The following is a 15,059-nucleotide window of genomic DNA, read 5'->3' on the forward strand; positions in this document are numbered from 1 at the left end:
AAAGGCGCTCTGCACCAAAAGGGGGCAACATGAACTATTACGAAGTAAATTTTGATGGCCTGGTCGGCCCAACACACAATTATGCGGGATTGTCTTATGGCAATGTAGCATCCAAATCTAATGCCAACAAAGTTTCCAACCCTAAACAGGCGGCATTACAGGGGCTCGAAAAAATGTGGCACCTGGTTCAGCTTGGTTTACACCAGGGCGTCATAGCGCCTAATGCTCGTCCGGATCTGCGTACCCTCAGGGTATGTGGGTTTAGTGGTACGGACGCAGAGGTGATCAGCCAGGCCGCAAAAACGCAGCCTCAGTTGCTTAAAGCCTGTTACTCAGCGTCTTCGATGTGGACTGCGAATGCGGCGACGGTATCACCCAGTTGCGATAGCGCGGATGGCAAATTGCATCTTACGCCTGCAAACTTAAATAATAAATTGCACCGAGCTATCGAAGCACCTCAGACCAGCCAGATTTTAAAAAGTATTTTTAACCACAATGACTATTTCAGCCATCATGACGCATTGCCTCAGCATCCGATGTTTGGAGATGAAGGTGCAGCTAATTATACACGACTGGCTGACAGCTACGGACATCAGGGGCTGGCGTTATTTGTTTACGGTGAAGATGCTCAGACTCAGGTCAAGCCGCAGCTGTTCCCCGCGCGGCAGACTCGCCAGGCGTCTGAAGCGGTTGCGCGAAGTCACCAGCTCGACCCACAGAGCACCTTATTTATTCAACAGAATCCTGAAGTGATCGATCAGGGCGTGTTTCATAACGATGTCATAGCCATAGGCAATGAGAATGTTTTTCTGTTTCATGAGCAGGCCTTTTATCAGCAGCAAAAGGTGATTGAACAGATAAACTCGGCATATCGGGGTGACAGGCCACTTCACCTTATTGAGGTAAAAAATGCCGATATCAGCGTTGAAGAAGCGGTAAAAAGCTACATCTTTAACAGCCAGCTGGTCAGCTTACCTTCAGGCGGTATGGCCATCATAGCGCCGGGGGAATGTCAGACCGTGGGGAAAGTTGAGCAATACTTGTCGGCGTTGTGTCAGGCCAGCAACCCGATCAGCGAAGTAATATATATGGATCTCAAGCAAAGTATGCAAAACGGTGGTGGACCGGCGTGCTTGCGATTGAGAGTGACTTTATCGGAGCAGGAACTCAATGCGGTGAATCAGGCATGCTTGCTGGATGAACACACCTATCAGCGCTTAAGAGACTGGATAAACAAACATTACCGCGACAGGCTGAGTGAGGCCGACCTGGCTGATCCCAATTTGTTAACTGAGAGTCAGCAGGCGCTGGATGAACTAACGCAGCTGCTGAAGCTGGGCGCCATTTACCCGTTTCAACAAAAATAAGCCCAAGGGCCCTAATCTAATGCAATGATGGGGGCTTCATTAAATACGTCGGTATTGAGCGGATGCATAACCAGAGTGACCTGAAAATCAGGTTGCTCACTGTGCCGCGCAAAGTCCTGCTCTGCTATGTGGGCGTATTTGCTGACGCTATCTTGTAATTCCTGCCACATTTTATCCCTTAGTTTGGGCGGTATCTTCATTGGCTTAATTAAAACATGATGCTCTGGTGTACTGGTCGGGGCCATAACAGCGTCCAGTGTTTGCGTCATGTGTTTACAAACGGACTGCTTTATTACGAGACTGTCAGGAGCAAACCCCAATGGCGGGCGTACTAAAAATTTGAATTGGTTATTGGGGTGTAATGTCAAAAGCTCAATATCCTCAAGCGCCCGTAAATATCGGTAATTGGAAAGCGCGCTTAAATTAAACTCGGTGGCAATATGCTCTACTGTTTGCTGGTGATAAAACAGTCGGGAAAAATAGCTTAACAAATGTGGATGTTTTGCAAAGGCCTGATCCTGGCGCGCCGTAAAGTAGGTGTGTGCAGGTGTATCTTTTACACTCTTATCCAGTAGTTCTGCGGCGTCCAAGTCGCATAGTTCTGCCAGGGTTAACAGCCGGTTCAGGCTGATGTCATCCTGGTTCAGCATTCTCTTAACGGTATTTTCTGACACGTCAAACAACCCGGCAACGTCCAGGTAGGTTAACTCCCTGGCTTTTAGTTGTGATTTAATTTTATCAAGACAGCGCCTCACGACGTGCTTGTTCAGCTCCTTGGTCATTCATGTTACTCCGGGGTAATAAGCATCAAGGTATCACAATATAAAAATTTAAGTATCAAAATATGGTTCTTTATAACTTGTTAGTGTTGAACCATTGTGCCGGCTAGCATGGATGGCTAGAGTGTCAGCCAGGCAGTAAGCAGTTTATTGAATATCAGGCAAAGGAGTAAAGAGTATGGCCAAAGAGTTAGCATCGAGCCGGCATAAGGCGTTTGCATTTACCTGGCTGATCCCCATGGTGATGGCAGTATGCGTAACTATCGGTGTGCAGCTGCTCTGTCAATGGGCCTGGCTGTTCCGTTTGTCGGTTACAGCCAAGTTGGGCTTGTACTTTTTTGTTCATTTTGCCAGTGCCTGGCTAATCAAAAGGTATATTACGACTCAGTTTGGTGAAGAGTGTGAGCGACACCCTGGATTGAACTGGCCTCGTCCAGGCGTTCACCGATATCTTGGTCGTTATGGTATGGTGTTGACGGCGCTTCCCTCTATGGCGCTGACGCTTTTGAATCCCATACTGCTATTTCAACAGGTTAAACTGCTTGTTTGTCAGCTGTCGGTTGGAAAAAGAGTATCGACACGGGCAACAGACATTGCCGGATATAAAAATAAGGTGGGGTATCGTTTGCCGTTTGAAGGTCGCTGGCTGGTTTACAACGGCGGCAACTCACCTGCAACCTCTCACTCCTGGGATGTGCTCTCGCAAAGATATGCACTGGACTTTGTGATGGTCGATCACACTTATTCACGCCATAGAGATAACGGCCTTAATGTGCGGGATTATTATTGCTTTAACCAGCCAATTGTTGCGGCAGCAGCGGGGGAAGTGATTTCGGTGTTTGATAGAGTCGCTCAGGCGCCACTGCCAGGGTTTGGGTTAATAGACTTTCTTTGTTGTCACTTTGCTGGCAATCATGTTGTGATCAGGCATGCACCCGGTGAATATGGTTTTTATGCCCATCTGAAAAAAGGGTCAATTTCGGTCAAACCCGGTGACCGTGTTGGCCAAGGGGAGCTGCTGGGTGTATGTGGTTTTAACGGTTTTACCAGTGAGCCTCATTTACACTTTCACCTCCAGGATCGTCCAGAAATTTATGAGGCAATGGGATTACCTATTAAGTTCACAGGGGTTGAGTGTGAAGGCGTGCGTTCTGACGCTGTACACCTTAGCCGTGGCATGCAGGTGATCCAGAGGAGCTAACAGGCCTGCACACTTTTCAATTAAGTGCTTGCCTTAGTGTTGGGGTCAAAGGTTTAATGGAGCGATAACAGATACTATTCACGTCACCATTTTTAGGGAGTATAAAATGCCGGCCTATACAATTAGTTGCGATCCTAACCGACTCAACTTTGATCTCATTCACGATTTTATTTCAGATTCCTACTGGGCAAAGGAAATCCCCCGCGATGTGATGAAACAGGCCATTGAGCATTCCTTGTGTTTTGGTGTCTATACCGATACGGCAGAGCAGGTAGGGTTTGCCCGAATGATCACGGATAAGGCAACGTTTGCGTATTTGGCGGATGTATTTATCGTGGAGGCACATCGCGGTAAAGGGCTGAGTAAGCAGCTGGTCGAAGCCATAATGCAACACCCGGACCTTCAGGGCTTACGCAGAGTCATGCTGGCGACCAAGGATGCGCATGGTTTATATGCACAATTTGGTTTCGAGACGCCGGAAGACCCAAGTATTTTGATGCAGATCTGTCGCCCTGATATTTACACCAAGCGTGGAGAATAATGGCCTGTTTTAGGTGACTCAGAAGTAAAAGCGCAATCTGGGACACTTTTTTATCGCTTTGATCTGTAACACTGGCCACAAGTTTTGTAGTACTTGTGGAGCCAGTTGTGAAACTCCTGAATAAAATTTCTTTTGCTGCGATTATTCGCACCAGTCCTTTCAAGATCTTTGTCACCTGGAGCATGGTGATCTTAGAGAACATTCTGCTGATCTTACTTCCCTTGTTTATTGGCTATGCCATCGATGGGGTGCTTGGCCAGTCTCTCACGCCTTTGTCCTGGTTTGCCTTAGTGCTGGTGGCATTGGTAGTAATAAGCGTGATCCGTCGTTTCTATGATACCCGTGTATTTGGTGATATTCGGGTCAGACTGGCCGAGATGCTGGCGTTTAAATTACGCACCGCGCCCGTATCGGTCAAGGACGCCAGGCTAACTATGTCACGTGAACTCGTCGATTTTCTGGAAAATGATTTACCAGGCGTATTCACGGCGGTGATACAGCTTGTCGCGACTGTGGTTATCCTGGCTTCTTTTCATCTCTATCTAGCATACAGCGTGATACTTGCCTCGGCGTTAATGTGTCTCATCTATGCTTTGTTTCACGATCGTTTCAGTATTTTGAATAGCAAGCTCAATGATCAGCTGGAACAGCAAGTCTGGGTGTTGAGTCACCGACCACTTGGTGCGATCAGTGCGCATTTTGAGCGACTCAAACGATGTGAAATTCGCCTGTCAGATACAGAAGCCTGGGTGTATGGATTGATCTTTCTAGTGTTGTTTACGGCTGTACTGGGTAATTTATGGATGGTGCAGTTGATCCCTGATATTAGTGTCGGTCAGGTGTTTTCTATTGTGACTTACTCCCTTGAATTCGTAGACACGGCAATTATGCTGCCTGTCACACTACAAACCCTGTCAAGACTGAGCGAGATCAGTAAACGTCTTAATCAGCCGATTGACTCAGTGACCCAGATGGAGGTGATCCATGACGTTTAAAACCCGTTTTCCGGCCATTGTAGCCGCGAGCACATTAACGCTGGCCCTGTTAGTTGTTGTGCTTCTGACACCAGAAGAGCCGCAACCACACAAGGATGAAGTGCACTTACCCATGGTATCTGTACTTGAGATAGAACGCTCTGTTGTCACCCCAGGCTTAACAGTACAAGCAAGTACTCAGGCGCGCTGGCCACTACAGCTAAGAGCGACCAGCCGTGCTCGTGTGGATTATCTGGATCTTGAAATGGAGCCTGGCCAGTTAGTGCGAAAAGGCAAAGTACTGGCTCAGCTTGATACCCATTTACTTAAGTCTCAATTATATGATGCTCAGAGCACACTTAAACAGGCGGAGCTTAATTTACAGCGACACTTACATGAACAGTCGGTTGCTAAGACGATGCGAACTGCTGCAAACAGCAGCGCATTTGCCACAATGGAACCCCACATAGCGGCAGCCAGAGCTGAGCTAAAACGTGCCCAACAAAGCGTGCACAGCGCGCAGCGACTGCTTGACGATGCTGTTATTGTGGCGCCGTATGATGGCTTGATCACGCAGCGACTGGTGAGTCCGGGAGAGTGGGTGGAAGCAGGACAGGCTTTGTTTGAGCTGGTGGCCAGTGATAGCCTGGATGTTCACGTGCCTTTGTCGCAGCGAGACTGGAACAGGGTCTTGGATAGCCTCGAAGATGGGCGCATAACCGTGCGTGGTTATACCGGGGGGACGTGGCCGGCATCTGTTCGCTATCTGTCTCCGCTTATTAATGAAACTACGCGTCAGCGTACACTGGTGCTGTCTATACCGGATCCTTATCGACAGGTGGTTCAGCTAAGACCTAATCAACAGGTTACCGTGCGCTTTGAGCTAAAAGCTGAAGACGGTTTATATGAATTGCCACTGAGCGCAGTCGATCCCGATGGCGCAATTTGGATTGTGACGGAGCAGCAAACGTTACGGCGGATAACGGTGACCACGGTAGAAGTCAGAGCAGACACCATGATTGTATCGCTTAACGAAGCGCTGCCAAATGCCTTTCAACTGGTACGTTATACACTGCCCTCAATGGTGGCAGGTAAACGTGTAGAACCACATAACGAGACAGTGCAGATTGCTGACAAACTGGAGGCGCTATGAGCTGGCTAAGTAAGTGGTTTATCAATAACCCGGTAGCGGCCAATTTGCTGATGGCAATGGTGATCGCCGGCGGTCTGCTGGCATTCGGTCAGCTCAGGGTGGAGTCGTTTCCACAGATTGCGCCGTCCAGCATTAGTATTCAGGTCGCTTATCCGGGTGGCACTGCCAGGCAAATTGATGAAAGTATCACACAGCGTGTTGAGGAGTCAGTCAGTGCTATTGCAGGCATTAAACAAATAACCAGTCAATCACAGGCCGGGTTATCAACTGTGACGGTGCGTAAGAAGCCTGATGCGGATTATGACAAGTTGCTGGAAGACATACGTAATCAGGTTAATACGATCAGTCACTTTCCTGTGCAGGCAGAAAAACCCATAGTAACACGCGATGAATTTACCAATCTTGCTGCGTTTGTCATTGTCTCTGCTCCACGCAGTGACGAAGCATTGCAGCAGGTGGCAAGGCAGGTAGAGCTGGCACTAAAAAAGCATCCGGATATTTCCAGCGTCAGCAACTGGGGCGCACGCGAGCCCAGGTTATTTATCGAGCCTGAACCTGATACTTTGTTACGGTATGGCATGACGATAGAACAACTTGCCAGCACGATAACACAAGCGTCACTTGAAACACGTAGTGGACAACTTAAACACGAGGGAAGTCGTATTACCCTGCGTGGTGATGGCTATATCAGTGCGCTGGGTGAACTAAGAAAATTGCCAGTGATCAACGGCTCTTCTGGTGAAATTACCCTGGGTGAAATTGCCACTGTGCGCCGTGGCTATGAGCAAAGCGATGCTATCGTGCGTAACAATGGTATGCCAGGTATCGCGTTGATGGTCAGCACCAGTCAGAGCGACAATTTACTGGATGTGAGCGAAGCGATCAGTGACACCCTTGCTGAACTTAAGCCTCAGCTTGCAGAAGACATCATCATCACGACCATGGCTGATATGGCCCCTTACATAGAAGAGCAGCTGGAAAGGCTCGGCACGAGTGCCTGGCAGGGGTTACTCATTGTGATCATATTATTGGGCATATTTCTTAATCTCAGGCTGGCGTTCTGGGTGGCGGCTGGGATCCCAGTTGCAGTTTGTGGCACCTTATATGGCATGCAGCTGCTTGACTACAGCCTGAATGATATTACTTTGTTTGGATTCATTCTCGTATTGGGTATTTTGGTAGACGATGCAGTTGTTGTAGGTGAAGCGATTGATGAACACCAAAATCGCAATTCGAATTACAAGCAAGCGGCATACACAGGTGTTGAATCTGTCACAGTGGCAACCGTATTTGGTGTGCTGACAAGTATTGCGGCATTTTCACCTATGCTGTGGATCAACAATGATCTGGCGAAGCTGTTCGCTGGCTTTTCAGCGGTTGTGATTCTGGCGCTATGCTTTTCATTGGTTGAGAGTAAATTTATTCTGCCATCTCACCTGGCCGCGATGTCTCGTCAGGGCACCCGCAGCGGAGTCATCGCAAATATTCAGAACAAGACACGCTGGGCGCTGAGTCAGTTTATACATCATATCTACACACCCGCATTGCGCATAAGCCTAGGGCACAAAAGGTCAACCCTGGTGGTTTTTCTATCCGCTTTTATACTGGCTTATGGTTTATGGCTGGGTGGTGCGATACGCAGTACTTTGTTTCCTGAAATTCCGGGTCGATATGTGACCGCCAAAGTAACATTGGAAGAGGGGGCGCCTCTGGGTTTACAGATCCGAGGATTGAGTCAGCTTGAATTGAGTGCACAGGCGACCGGTCAGGCATTGCAAGCCGAGCATGGCCTGAGTACCAACCCGATGAAGAACATTCTGGCCTGGTCCAATGGTTATGGCGACCTTGAAGTCACTGCTGAACTGACATCGGAAGCATTAAATGCGCTACCAGCAAACACTTTGAGCAATACCTGGCGCAAGCAAGCTGGCAAAATAGAGGGGAGTTATGCGCAGCACTTCAGTGCAGCGGAGCCACCAGCGGGTGGGACTTTTTTGGCTATTTCATCGCCTGATGGACGCTTAGCTAAGCAGATCAGTGATCAACTCCGTGACAGGCTAACTGCATTACCCGGCGTAAAAGATGCCCGAGATGATTTTCAGGCTGAACAACGGCAAATTCGGGTCAGGCTGAATGCATTTGGTCGACAGCTGGGGCTGACGCAGTCACACATAGCTGAAGTGGTAGCCAATGCTCTGGGTGAGCGCGAAGTACACCGGCTACTCTATCAGTCGCAGGAGTTAAAGGTTGTGCTGCGTTTTCCAAAGCATGCTGTTCGAACTGAACATGAGTTACTGGATATGCACGTGATGCTCGATGATGGTCAGAGTGTTGCACTGGGAGATGTTGCTGAACTCAATTATCAGCATGAGCCTCAGCTGTTGCAGCGTCGTGATCGTGAACGGGTGATCAATCTATACTGGTCTCAGGATCGGGCTGTAGGATCGCCGGAGCAAACATTGGATCTGTTACAAAGTGACATTGATAAACTCATCAGCCAGTTTCCACAAGTGACCATTAAGCCTGCGGGCGAGTATGAGGAAATAGAAGAGGTCAACAAGGGCTTTAAGGCTGCGCTTATACTGACCTTAATGCTCATTTACGTGTTACTGGCAATCCCGCTGAAGTCCTATTGGCAGCCCTTAATTATTATGGCTGTGATCCCATTTGGATTTGCCGGTGCTATCTTTGGCCACGCCATCATGGACTTGCCAGTTAGCTTGCTGTCTTTGTTTGGCATGATGGCCATGACAGGTATTGTGGTGAATGATGCTTTGGTACTGATAACGCGCTTTAACACTGAATACCGTCAAGGTATAGCGCCAGCCCAGGCATTGATCAACGCTGGCACCGGTCGTTTTCGGGCGATTTTTTTGACCACGATAACCACAGTGTGCGGCCTGTTACCTTTGTTGTTTGGCACGTCTGAGCAGGTACAGTACTTAAAACCTGCGGCGGTATCTCTGGTGTTTGGAGAACTATTTGCTACCTTAATCACCTTATTTTTAATCCCGGTATTGTTAGGCATGTTTCATCGCAAACCTTTGCCAGCAGCGCAATCTGCACATGAGGCAGCCACGCTAAGTTGACTTGGGGCACGGCCTGGGCGATAGTGGTCGCCCCGGAAAAACCTGTGAGCCTGTATGTCAGCAGACAAAGATCCCGCGTTTAATCTGGTGCCAGAAATTGCTTTGCTGGCGCCGCTACCTGAACATATGCGAAAGCGATTCGAGCAGGCGTTATTGTTGATGCATGAGCAGTTAGAAGAGGGCTTTAGCTGGCAGCAAATAGCCAAAAAGAGTGCTATTTCATCTTTTCATTTTCATCGTCAGTTTAGCAAACTCTTCAACGAAACACCGGGCCGATACCTGAGTCGGATCCGGCTGCAATATGCGGTTTACTATTTGCTTTATCACGATGCACTGTCTATTACTGACATTGCGCAGTTGTGTGGTTTTGCGTCTTCGCAGGCATTGGCTAAAGCGCTCAAGCGCGAGCTGGGGACCACCGCAAAAGCGATTCGCCTGATGGCACAGCAGGCAACGCCTCAACAAACTAAGGTTTTGATGGATAAACTGGCACATCCAGGAGATTCCGGGTCGCTGGAAAAGCAGCTGGCAGAAGCGCTGCCATGTACGCTCGAGTACTGTGAAGCGCGTTACTTCAAAGCCGTTCCCAGTGATACCTCTGACTGGGATCAGATCCTGGATCATTATGAGGAGCAGTCAGTAGGCTTGCTGGGTATTACAAAAATGACCGAGCTGGAGAAAAGCTGGTCGGCCATAGAGACTCAGATTGCAAAATCAGTCGAGCCAGGTGAACCCCATGATGCGGTGATTGAAAGCGGTCATTACTTTTGTTGCCGGGCATATCTGTTGTCGGATGTAGCTTATAGTCAGGTACTTCATACTTTGTTTGAGAAAGCACAGCAGGAAGGATATAACATTGATCCTGAGGGTTCTTTTATCGAGTGGATCGAGGGAGTGGATCTGGAGCAATATGGTGGGATCACGATGCAGTTTCAGATCCCCGTTATCGCCTAATTAGATAGTGCAGGAGCAGAAAATGGCGTGTTTATTTGTCTACGGAACATTAGCACCCGGTCGTCCAAACGAGCATATTCTCGCTGGGCTCAAAGGCCAGTGGCAACCTGGCTTTGTCAAAGGCCATTTGCAAAATCAGGGTTGGGGGGCTGAGTTAGGTTATCCGGGCCTGATTTTAGACACGGGCGCGGGGGAAGTATCAGGTTTGGTGTTTAGCTCATCAGAGCTTGATGCTCATTGGCAGAGGCTCGATGAGTTTGAAGGCGAGCACTATAAACGCGTAATAGCGCAAGTGCGGTTAGACAATGGTGAAATAATATCTGCTTACGTCTATACCTTAGCGTGATGACCGGGTAGCCAAATCTGATCAGACAAGCATGTCAATAATTGACACTTTTCGAAAATTCAGTCTACGTTTAATTAACCGCAGTTTAATGCCTGTGTGATTCCGACACAGAACATTATGCTTGCGAGCGCGTGCTTTCACCTTTGCTCAGAGGTTAATTGATGATCCAGTCACTCTTCTTTAATAAGTCGGATAACACTCAGGCTATCCTAGATCAGGCTATTGACGCCGTGATCAGTATCAACACCAAAAACAATGTTACGTACATGAACGAAGCCGCTGAAAAGCTGTTTGGCTACAGTAAAACGGAGGTGATTGGGAAAAACGTGAAAATGCTCGTCCCGCGCGAATTTTCAACCAATCACGATCAATACGTCAATGCCAATCGCAATGGCGGCCCGGACAAAATTGTTGGCACGGCTCGTGACATTCAAATAGAAACCCGCAGTGGTGACACGAAGTGGTGTAGCCTGTCTTTATCTAAAGTACGTCAGTCTGACGGTATTCATTACACAGCCTTTATAAAAGACATTACGGTGCAAAAAGAGGCTCAGGAGCGCATTGATCAGACGCTTGAGCAGTGTATTGATGCCGTTGTGTCGATTGACCACAACAATATCGTGACTTTTTTTAACCCGGCTGCAGAGCGCTTGTGGGGTTATCAGCGTGACGAAGTTATTGGCCATAATGTGAAAATGCTGGTGCCCAGAGCGATACAGGGTAACCATGACGAAATGGTCAATCGTAATCGCCGCACCGGTGAAGATAAAATCGTTGGTACTTCCCGGGATGTTGAGATTGAACGTAGCGATGGTCAGGTGCTTTGGGCTAATTTGTCGTTATCAAAAGTCAATGTGGCCGGCAAAATTGCCTACACGGCATTTGTTAAGGATATTACCGAAGAAAAAGCACAGCGTGATCAGATAGCGTTGCTTTCTTTGGTTGCGAATGAAACCGATAACTCGGTGATCATAACCGATGCAAACGGATTAATTGAATATGTGAACCCCGGCTTTACTAAGCTGTCTGGCTACGACCAACACGAGGTTCTGGGTAAGAAACCTGGCCATGTTTTACAGGGCAAACATACCTCACCCGATACTAAAAAGCGTATCAAAAAGAATCTGGAACAACGTACCCCGTTTTATGAAGAGATCCTGAATTACACCAAAGAGGGTGAACCTTATTGGATCAGCTTAGCCATTAACCCAGTATTTGATGAACAGGGCAGCTTGATACGCTTTGTGTCAATTCAGGCGAATGTTGATAGCACTAAACGCGTTGCATTAGAAAATGATGTGCGCCTGAAAGCAATTGGTGAGGCAAATATTGTACTGGAGTTTGATCCTCAGGGAGAGCTGACGTTGATCAATCCTATGGGACTCAGTGCACTGGGCGCCACGGATCAGCGAGCAGTACAACAACTGCTTAAAACGCTGTCAAGCTATCTCAGTGATGAACAATGGCAGTCGATACGCACAGGCCAGTTCGTGAAAACACAACTTGCTTTGCCTACTGGCCTAAGCGAAGTACAAATAGACGCTGCAATTTCTCCGGTGTTGGATGAAGATGGCAAGCTCAATAAAATTCTGCTCTATGGTACGGATGTTTCAGAGCGCAACGCGGTCCTGACAGAAACGCACCATGCGATGGCACAGGTATTGTCTAAGATTAGCACCATCATTAATACCATCAATAGCATCTCAGATCAGACTAACTTACTTGCACTGAATGCGGCGATCGAATCGGCTCGGGCCGGTGATGCTGGCAGAGGCTTTGCCGTGGTTGCTGATGAAGTAAGGAGTCTCGCAATGCGAACCACAGAGTCCGCAGGAGAGATTGGTGGCCTGATCGACGAAACACGTCAGCACGTTGATCAACTAAGCAGCTATATTCAGGCTAAGTGAGTTAAGTGATTTGAGTTATTGTGGACTTTTATGTAGCGGTAAATGGCATAGCTGCACCGGTGCATTTGCCGCTTTTTAGATGTGTTAAGCACTTTTTTACTGGGAGATTCATCCTATAGGTTTTTTCTGTCGTATATATGCTTATACAGGCGGGTCGTTTTTTATAGAGTTGGATAAACATGCAGGCTCTTTACTCTTTTAGTTTGGTTTTACTCTTGCTGTGGCCTTTGACGTTAGTGAGTCAGGGGACATCATCTGACTATTTGGACCAGCTCAGGGTAGTTACTGAAGAGCTACCGCCTTACCAGATGTCCGGTAAAAATGGCCAAATTGAAGGAGTTGCAGCCGAAAAAGTAAATAGAGTACTAGCTACCTTAGAAATCACATCGAACATTGAAGTAATGCCCTGGGCGAGGGCATATAAAACTGCGATCAATGAGCCTGGCACGCTCATTTTCTCAATCGTACGTACGCCAGCCAGAGAGAATCTTTTTCACTGGTTGGGTGTGCTGATGAGCACTAAAACTTACCTTATTTCATTACGAGAGCGAACCGATATTGAAGTCGAGACGTTGTCGGATCTCCTAGACTACAAAGTAGGGGTTAAACGTGACGATGTTGTTTATCAGTTTCTGGCTAGCAAGAATATGTTAGACACTATAGTCGTTTTACCTGAGACCTTTGTGACTGTGAAAATGTTGCTGCGGGGCAGGGCCGACATAATTGCAGCGTCTCCGATACACCTTGACTACATGTGTGAGCAAATTGGATGTACACGAGATGATTTTAATTTTTTGTTCGAACTGGATGAACTTAGTAATGACTTTTATCTTGCCGCCAATAAGTTAACTCCTCCTGACATTATTCTCTTGTTAAAGCAAAAGCTTTCAGAATTAGAGTGAGTAATAAGGTCAGGGCAACAAATAAAAGTCACGTTCCACTTCTCATCCACTCGCCAATTCACGTTATTTTTGGCTGCCCGCTATTCGGTCACTGCATTTGGGAAAATTATGGTGATGTGTTTTTCAGAAAAGGGCCTTCGGTATTGCGAGCGCTACACCAATTGAGTGAAGAGTCTGTTCATCTAATAAGCCTATTGCACACAACCATTGATGCGTAATGGGTACCAAGTGAGGTTACAAATTAAGGATCATGTTGCTGCACTGGTGCAATGTAGTGAATAAACATGAGGTATCGATATCAATGCGTTCAGATCTTAAATATGACGCTTACATTAAATATTTCTGCATTTGATATTTGTGATTGCTTTTTGAACAAAATAGCAACACACTGATTGTTACCAATATTGGTGCAATCATGTAAAGGAGAATAACAATGACATTGGTACTCAACAAGAAGAAGGTAAAAAACCTGTCTGAGCAGGCGGCCCTGGCAAACGGTAAAACACGTCAGATCGGTGGCGGAATATCTGCCATGGGATGTGGCCCTATCTCAGACCCAAACTACTCTTGCCCTGTCTCTATTAACGGCTACTCGTGCTAATTAAGGGCAATTCTAAGGGGTAGGTCTTATGGCCTGGCCCTTTACTAATACCTATTTCATTAAATACCTGTTCAATTTGAAGGGGCAAGTGTGACACTAACGGTGTTATAAGGTATGAGTTCGAAAAATTTCGCCTCGCCTAAACAGATGTAAGAGTCTCAGCGATAGCAAGACGTGAGATCGGTATTATCGATTCTATTTTCTCGCCTCAAAATAGAACACTAAATTAAGCGAATTGGTATAACACTTCTTCGAGGCGCGTATAATTTCAAGAAAACAATATAGAAAAGTAGTTCGGTAGAATCCTGTACGGAAGAAAGAACAATGGACTATAAACATACCCAAATCGGTACCGCTATATTGGCCGTTATGGGCACATCTGCCTTGGTGCTTGCATACAGCGCTATTGTTAAACCCGCAGACAACGCGAATTTTGCCTTTCTGGTTGTTGGCGTTGTCGCCATTTTGTTTAGTTCGCTGACTATTAAAATAGGTGAAGGGCAGATCCGTTGGTTTTTCGGCCCTGGCTTTTGGCGTAAATCTCTCGATTACACACAAATAGACTCGGCAATAATTATAAAAACTAAATGGTATAATGGCCTGGGTATTTGCCTGCTATCTACCGGCTGGCTGTATAATGTTTCCGGTCTGGACGCCGTAGAACTCAAACTAAAAGATGGGACCACTGTCAGCTTAGGCACTAACGAACCCGAAAAATTGCTCGAAACGATTAAAAAAGCGCTTGAGAGTTGATGGCATGTTGAGGATGGGCCAAGCCTAGTATTATTTAAGGATTTAACCTTATTGTGATTATAATTGACGCAGGCATCGATTTTTCAAGGAAATGGCAGTGTATATAGGTGAAGTGGCAAAGAAAACCGGTTTATCCGTCAAAGCAATCCGATTTTATGAAGAGAAAGATCTGATCATAGCACCGAAGAGACAAGGGGTGTATCGGGTTTATACCCCAGAACATATTGAGGTGTTGAAACTGATCTCAGAAGCTAAGGGCCTGGGGGTGACCTTAGCAGAGCTGAAGGGGGTCATTAAATATCACAATGGCAGCGCAAATTGGACTGAGATTAACGCTTTTCTTGTGGTGATAAAGCAAAGACTTGAAAACGAGTTGCAGGCCATTTCTGAAAAATTAGCCAAGTTAGATATCTGCATAGGCTCAATCAATTCTTGTCAAAAAACAGCTTGACTCTTCCCTTAACGGGAGACTCTAAGATGTTCATTGTTTAC

Annotated in this window: 14 protein-coding genes; 13 read left to right on the forward strand and 1 reads right to left on the reverse strand. The window is 47.0% G+C overall.

What is annotated here, in order from left to right; all coding sequences use genetic code 11:
• Positions 1 to 29: 29 nt before the first annotated feature.
• Positions 30 to 1,367, forward strand: a complete 1,338-nt coding sequence (astB, locus tag PRUB_RS11880) for an N-succinylarginine dihydrolase (RefSeq protein WP_010384758.1) — start codon at positions 30 to 32, stop codon at positions 1,365 to 1,367.
• A gap of 11 nt (positions 1,368 to 1,378) precedes the next feature.
• On the opposite strand, the gene PRUB_RS11885 is transcribed toward astB, so the two are convergent.
• On the reverse strand, positions 1,379 to 2,149 hold the full coding sequence (locus PRUB_RS11885; RefSeq protein ID WP_010384757.1) for a helix-turn-helix domain-containing protein: 771 nt from the start codon (positions 2,147 to 2,149) through the stop codon (positions 1,379 to 1,381).
• 175 nt (positions 2,150 to 2,324) lie between these two features.
• On the opposite strand from PRUB_RS11885, the gene PRUB_RS11890 reads away from it, so the two are divergent.
• The 12 genes from PRUB_RS11890 to PRUB_RS11945 all read left to right on the forward strand — a co-directional run bounded on the left by PRUB_RS11890 (position 2,325) and on the right by PRUB_RS11945 (position 15,018).
• Positions 2,325 to 3,347, forward strand: coding sequence for a M23 family metallopeptidase (locus tag PRUB_RS11890; protein WP_010384756.1), 1,023 nt, complete (start codon positions 2,325 to 2,327; stop codon positions 3,345 to 3,347).
• A 106-nt stretch (positions 3,348 to 3,453) separates the two neighbouring features.
• The gene (locus PRUB_RS11895; RefSeq protein WP_010384755.1) at positions 3,454 to 3,888 is read left to right on the forward strand and encodes a GNAT family N-acetyltransferase; all 435 of its coding nucleotides are present in this window, start codon (positions 3,454 to 3,456) and stop codon (positions 3,886 to 3,888) included.
• 107 nt (positions 3,889 to 3,995) lie between these two features.
• Positions 3,996 to 4,883, forward strand: a complete 888-nt coding sequence (locus tag PRUB_RS11900; protein WP_010384754.1) for an ABC transporter six-transmembrane domain-containing protein — start codon at positions 3,996 to 3,998, stop codon at positions 4,881 to 4,883.
• Positions 4,873 to 6,015: an efflux RND transporter periplasmic adaptor subunit gene (locus PRUB_RS11905; protein ID WP_010384752.1), complete on the forward strand. Its 1,143-nt coding sequence runs from the start codon at positions 4,873 to 4,875 to the stop codon at positions 6,013 to 6,015. Before PRUB_RS11900 ends, PRUB_RS11905 begins: the two co-directional genes overlap by 11 nt.
• The gene (locus PRUB_RS11910) at positions 6,012 to 9,104 is read left to right on the forward strand and encodes an efflux RND transporter permease subunit (RefSeq protein ID WP_010384751.1); all 3,093 of its coding nucleotides are present in this window, start codon (positions 6,012 to 6,014) and stop codon (positions 9,102 to 9,104) included. The genes PRUB_RS11905 and PRUB_RS11910 overlap by 4 nt, the downstream gene beginning before the upstream one ends.
• 54 nt (positions 9,105 to 9,158) lie before the next feature.
• Positions 9,159 to 10,058, forward strand: coding sequence for a helix-turn-helix transcriptional regulator (locus PRUB_RS11915; protein ID WP_010384750.1), 900 nt, complete (start codon positions 9,159 to 9,161; stop codon positions 10,056 to 10,058).
• Between the two features lie 22 nt (positions 10,059 to 10,080).
• On the forward strand, positions 10,081 to 10,404 hold the full coding sequence (locus tag PRUB_RS11920; protein ID WP_010384749.1) for a gamma-glutamylcyclotransferase family protein: 324 nt from the start codon (positions 10,081 to 10,083) through the stop codon (positions 10,402 to 10,404).
• Between the two features lie 161 nt (positions 10,405 to 10,565).
• Positions 10,566 to 12,311 carry a PAS domain S-box protein gene (locus PRUB_RS26600; RefSeq protein WP_010384748.1) on the forward strand — a complete coding sequence of 582 codons (1,746 nt, stop codon included), beginning with the start codon at positions 10,566 to 10,568 and terminating at the stop codon, positions 12,309 to 12,311.
• A gap of 179 nt (positions 12,312 to 12,490) precedes the next feature.
• On the forward strand, positions 12,491 to 13,213 hold the full coding sequence (locus PRUB_RS11930) for a substrate-binding periplasmic protein (protein WP_010384746.1): 723 nt from the start codon (positions 12,491 to 12,493) through the stop codon (positions 13,211 to 13,213).
• 433 nt (positions 13,214 to 13,646) lie between these two features.
• Positions 13,647 to 13,814: a hypothetical protein gene (locus PRUB_RS11935; RefSeq protein WP_155946354.1), complete on the forward strand. Its 168-nt coding sequence runs from the start codon at positions 13,647 to 13,649 to the stop codon at positions 13,812 to 13,814.
• A gap of 324 nt (positions 13,815 to 14,138) precedes the next feature.
• Positions 14,139 to 14,567 carry a hypothetical protein gene (locus PRUB_RS11940; RefSeq protein ID WP_010384744.1) on the forward strand — a complete coding sequence of 143 codons (429 nt, stop codon included), beginning with the start codon at positions 14,139 to 14,141 and terminating at the stop codon, positions 14,565 to 14,567.
• 112 nt (positions 14,568 to 14,679) lie between these two features.
• Positions 14,680 to 15,018 (forward strand): MerR family transcriptional regulator, encoded by a 339-nt coding sequence (locus PRUB_RS11945; protein WP_242065243.1) that lies wholly within the window; start codon positions 14,680 to 14,682, stop codon positions 15,016 to 15,018.
• Positions 15,019 to 15,059: the final 41 nt, after the last annotated feature.

The sequence above is a fragment of the Pseudoalteromonas rubra genome (genome assembly GCF_000238295.3).
Classification (GTDB): Bacteria; Pseudomonadota; Gammaproteobacteria; order Enterobacterales; family Alteromonadaceae; genus Pseudoalteromonas; species Pseudoalteromonas rubra.

Bases quoted from the DNA above. Each gene is read 5' to 3' on its own strand.
- PRUB_RS11890 (WP_010384756.1), top strand. From the start codon at position 2,325: ATGGCCAAAGAGTTAGCATCGAGCCGGCATAAGGCGTTTGCATTTACC.
- astB (WP_010384758.1), top strand. From the start codon at position 30: ATGAACTATTACGAAGTAAATTTTGATGGCCTGGTCGGCCCAACACAC.
- PRUB_RS26600 (WP_010384748.1), top strand. From the start codon at position 10,566: ATGATCCAGTCACTCTTCTTTAATAAGTCGGATAACACTCAGGCTATC.
- PRUB_RS11905 (WP_010384752.1), top strand. From the start codon at position 4,873: ATGACGTTTAAAACCCGTTTTCCGGCCATTGTAGCCGCGAGCACATTA.
- PRUB_RS11940 (WP_010384744.1), top strand. From the start codon at position 14,139: ATGGACTATAAACATACCCAAATCGGTACCGCTATATTGGCCGTTATG.
- PRUB_RS11910 (WP_010384751.1), top strand. From the start codon at position 6,012: ATGAGCTGGCTAAGTAAGTGGTTTATCAATAACCCGGTAGCGGCCAAT.
- PRUB_RS11920 (WP_010384749.1), top strand. From the start codon at position 10,081: ATGGCGTGTTTATTTGTCTACGGAACATTAGCACCCGGTCGTCCAAAC.
- PRUB_RS11895 (WP_010384755.1), top strand. From the start codon at position 3,454: ATGCCGGCCTATACAATTAGTTGCGATCCTAACCGACTCAACTTTGAT.
- PRUB_RS11935 (WP_155946354.1), top strand. From the start codon at position 13,647: ATGACATTGGTACTCAACAAGAAGAAGGTAAAAAACCTGTCTGAGCAG.
- PRUB_RS11885 (WP_010384757.1), bottom strand. From the start codon at position 2,149: ATGACCAAGGAGCTGAACAAGCACGTCGTGAGGCGCTGTCTTGATAAA.
- PRUB_RS11930 (WP_010384746.1), top strand. From the start codon at position 12,491: ATGCAGGCTCTTTACTCTTTTAGTTTGGTTTTACTCTTGCTGTGGCCT.
- PRUB_RS11915 (WP_010384750.1), top strand. From the start codon at position 9,159: ATGTCAGCAGACAAAGATCCCGCGTTTAATCTGGTGCCAGAAATTGCT.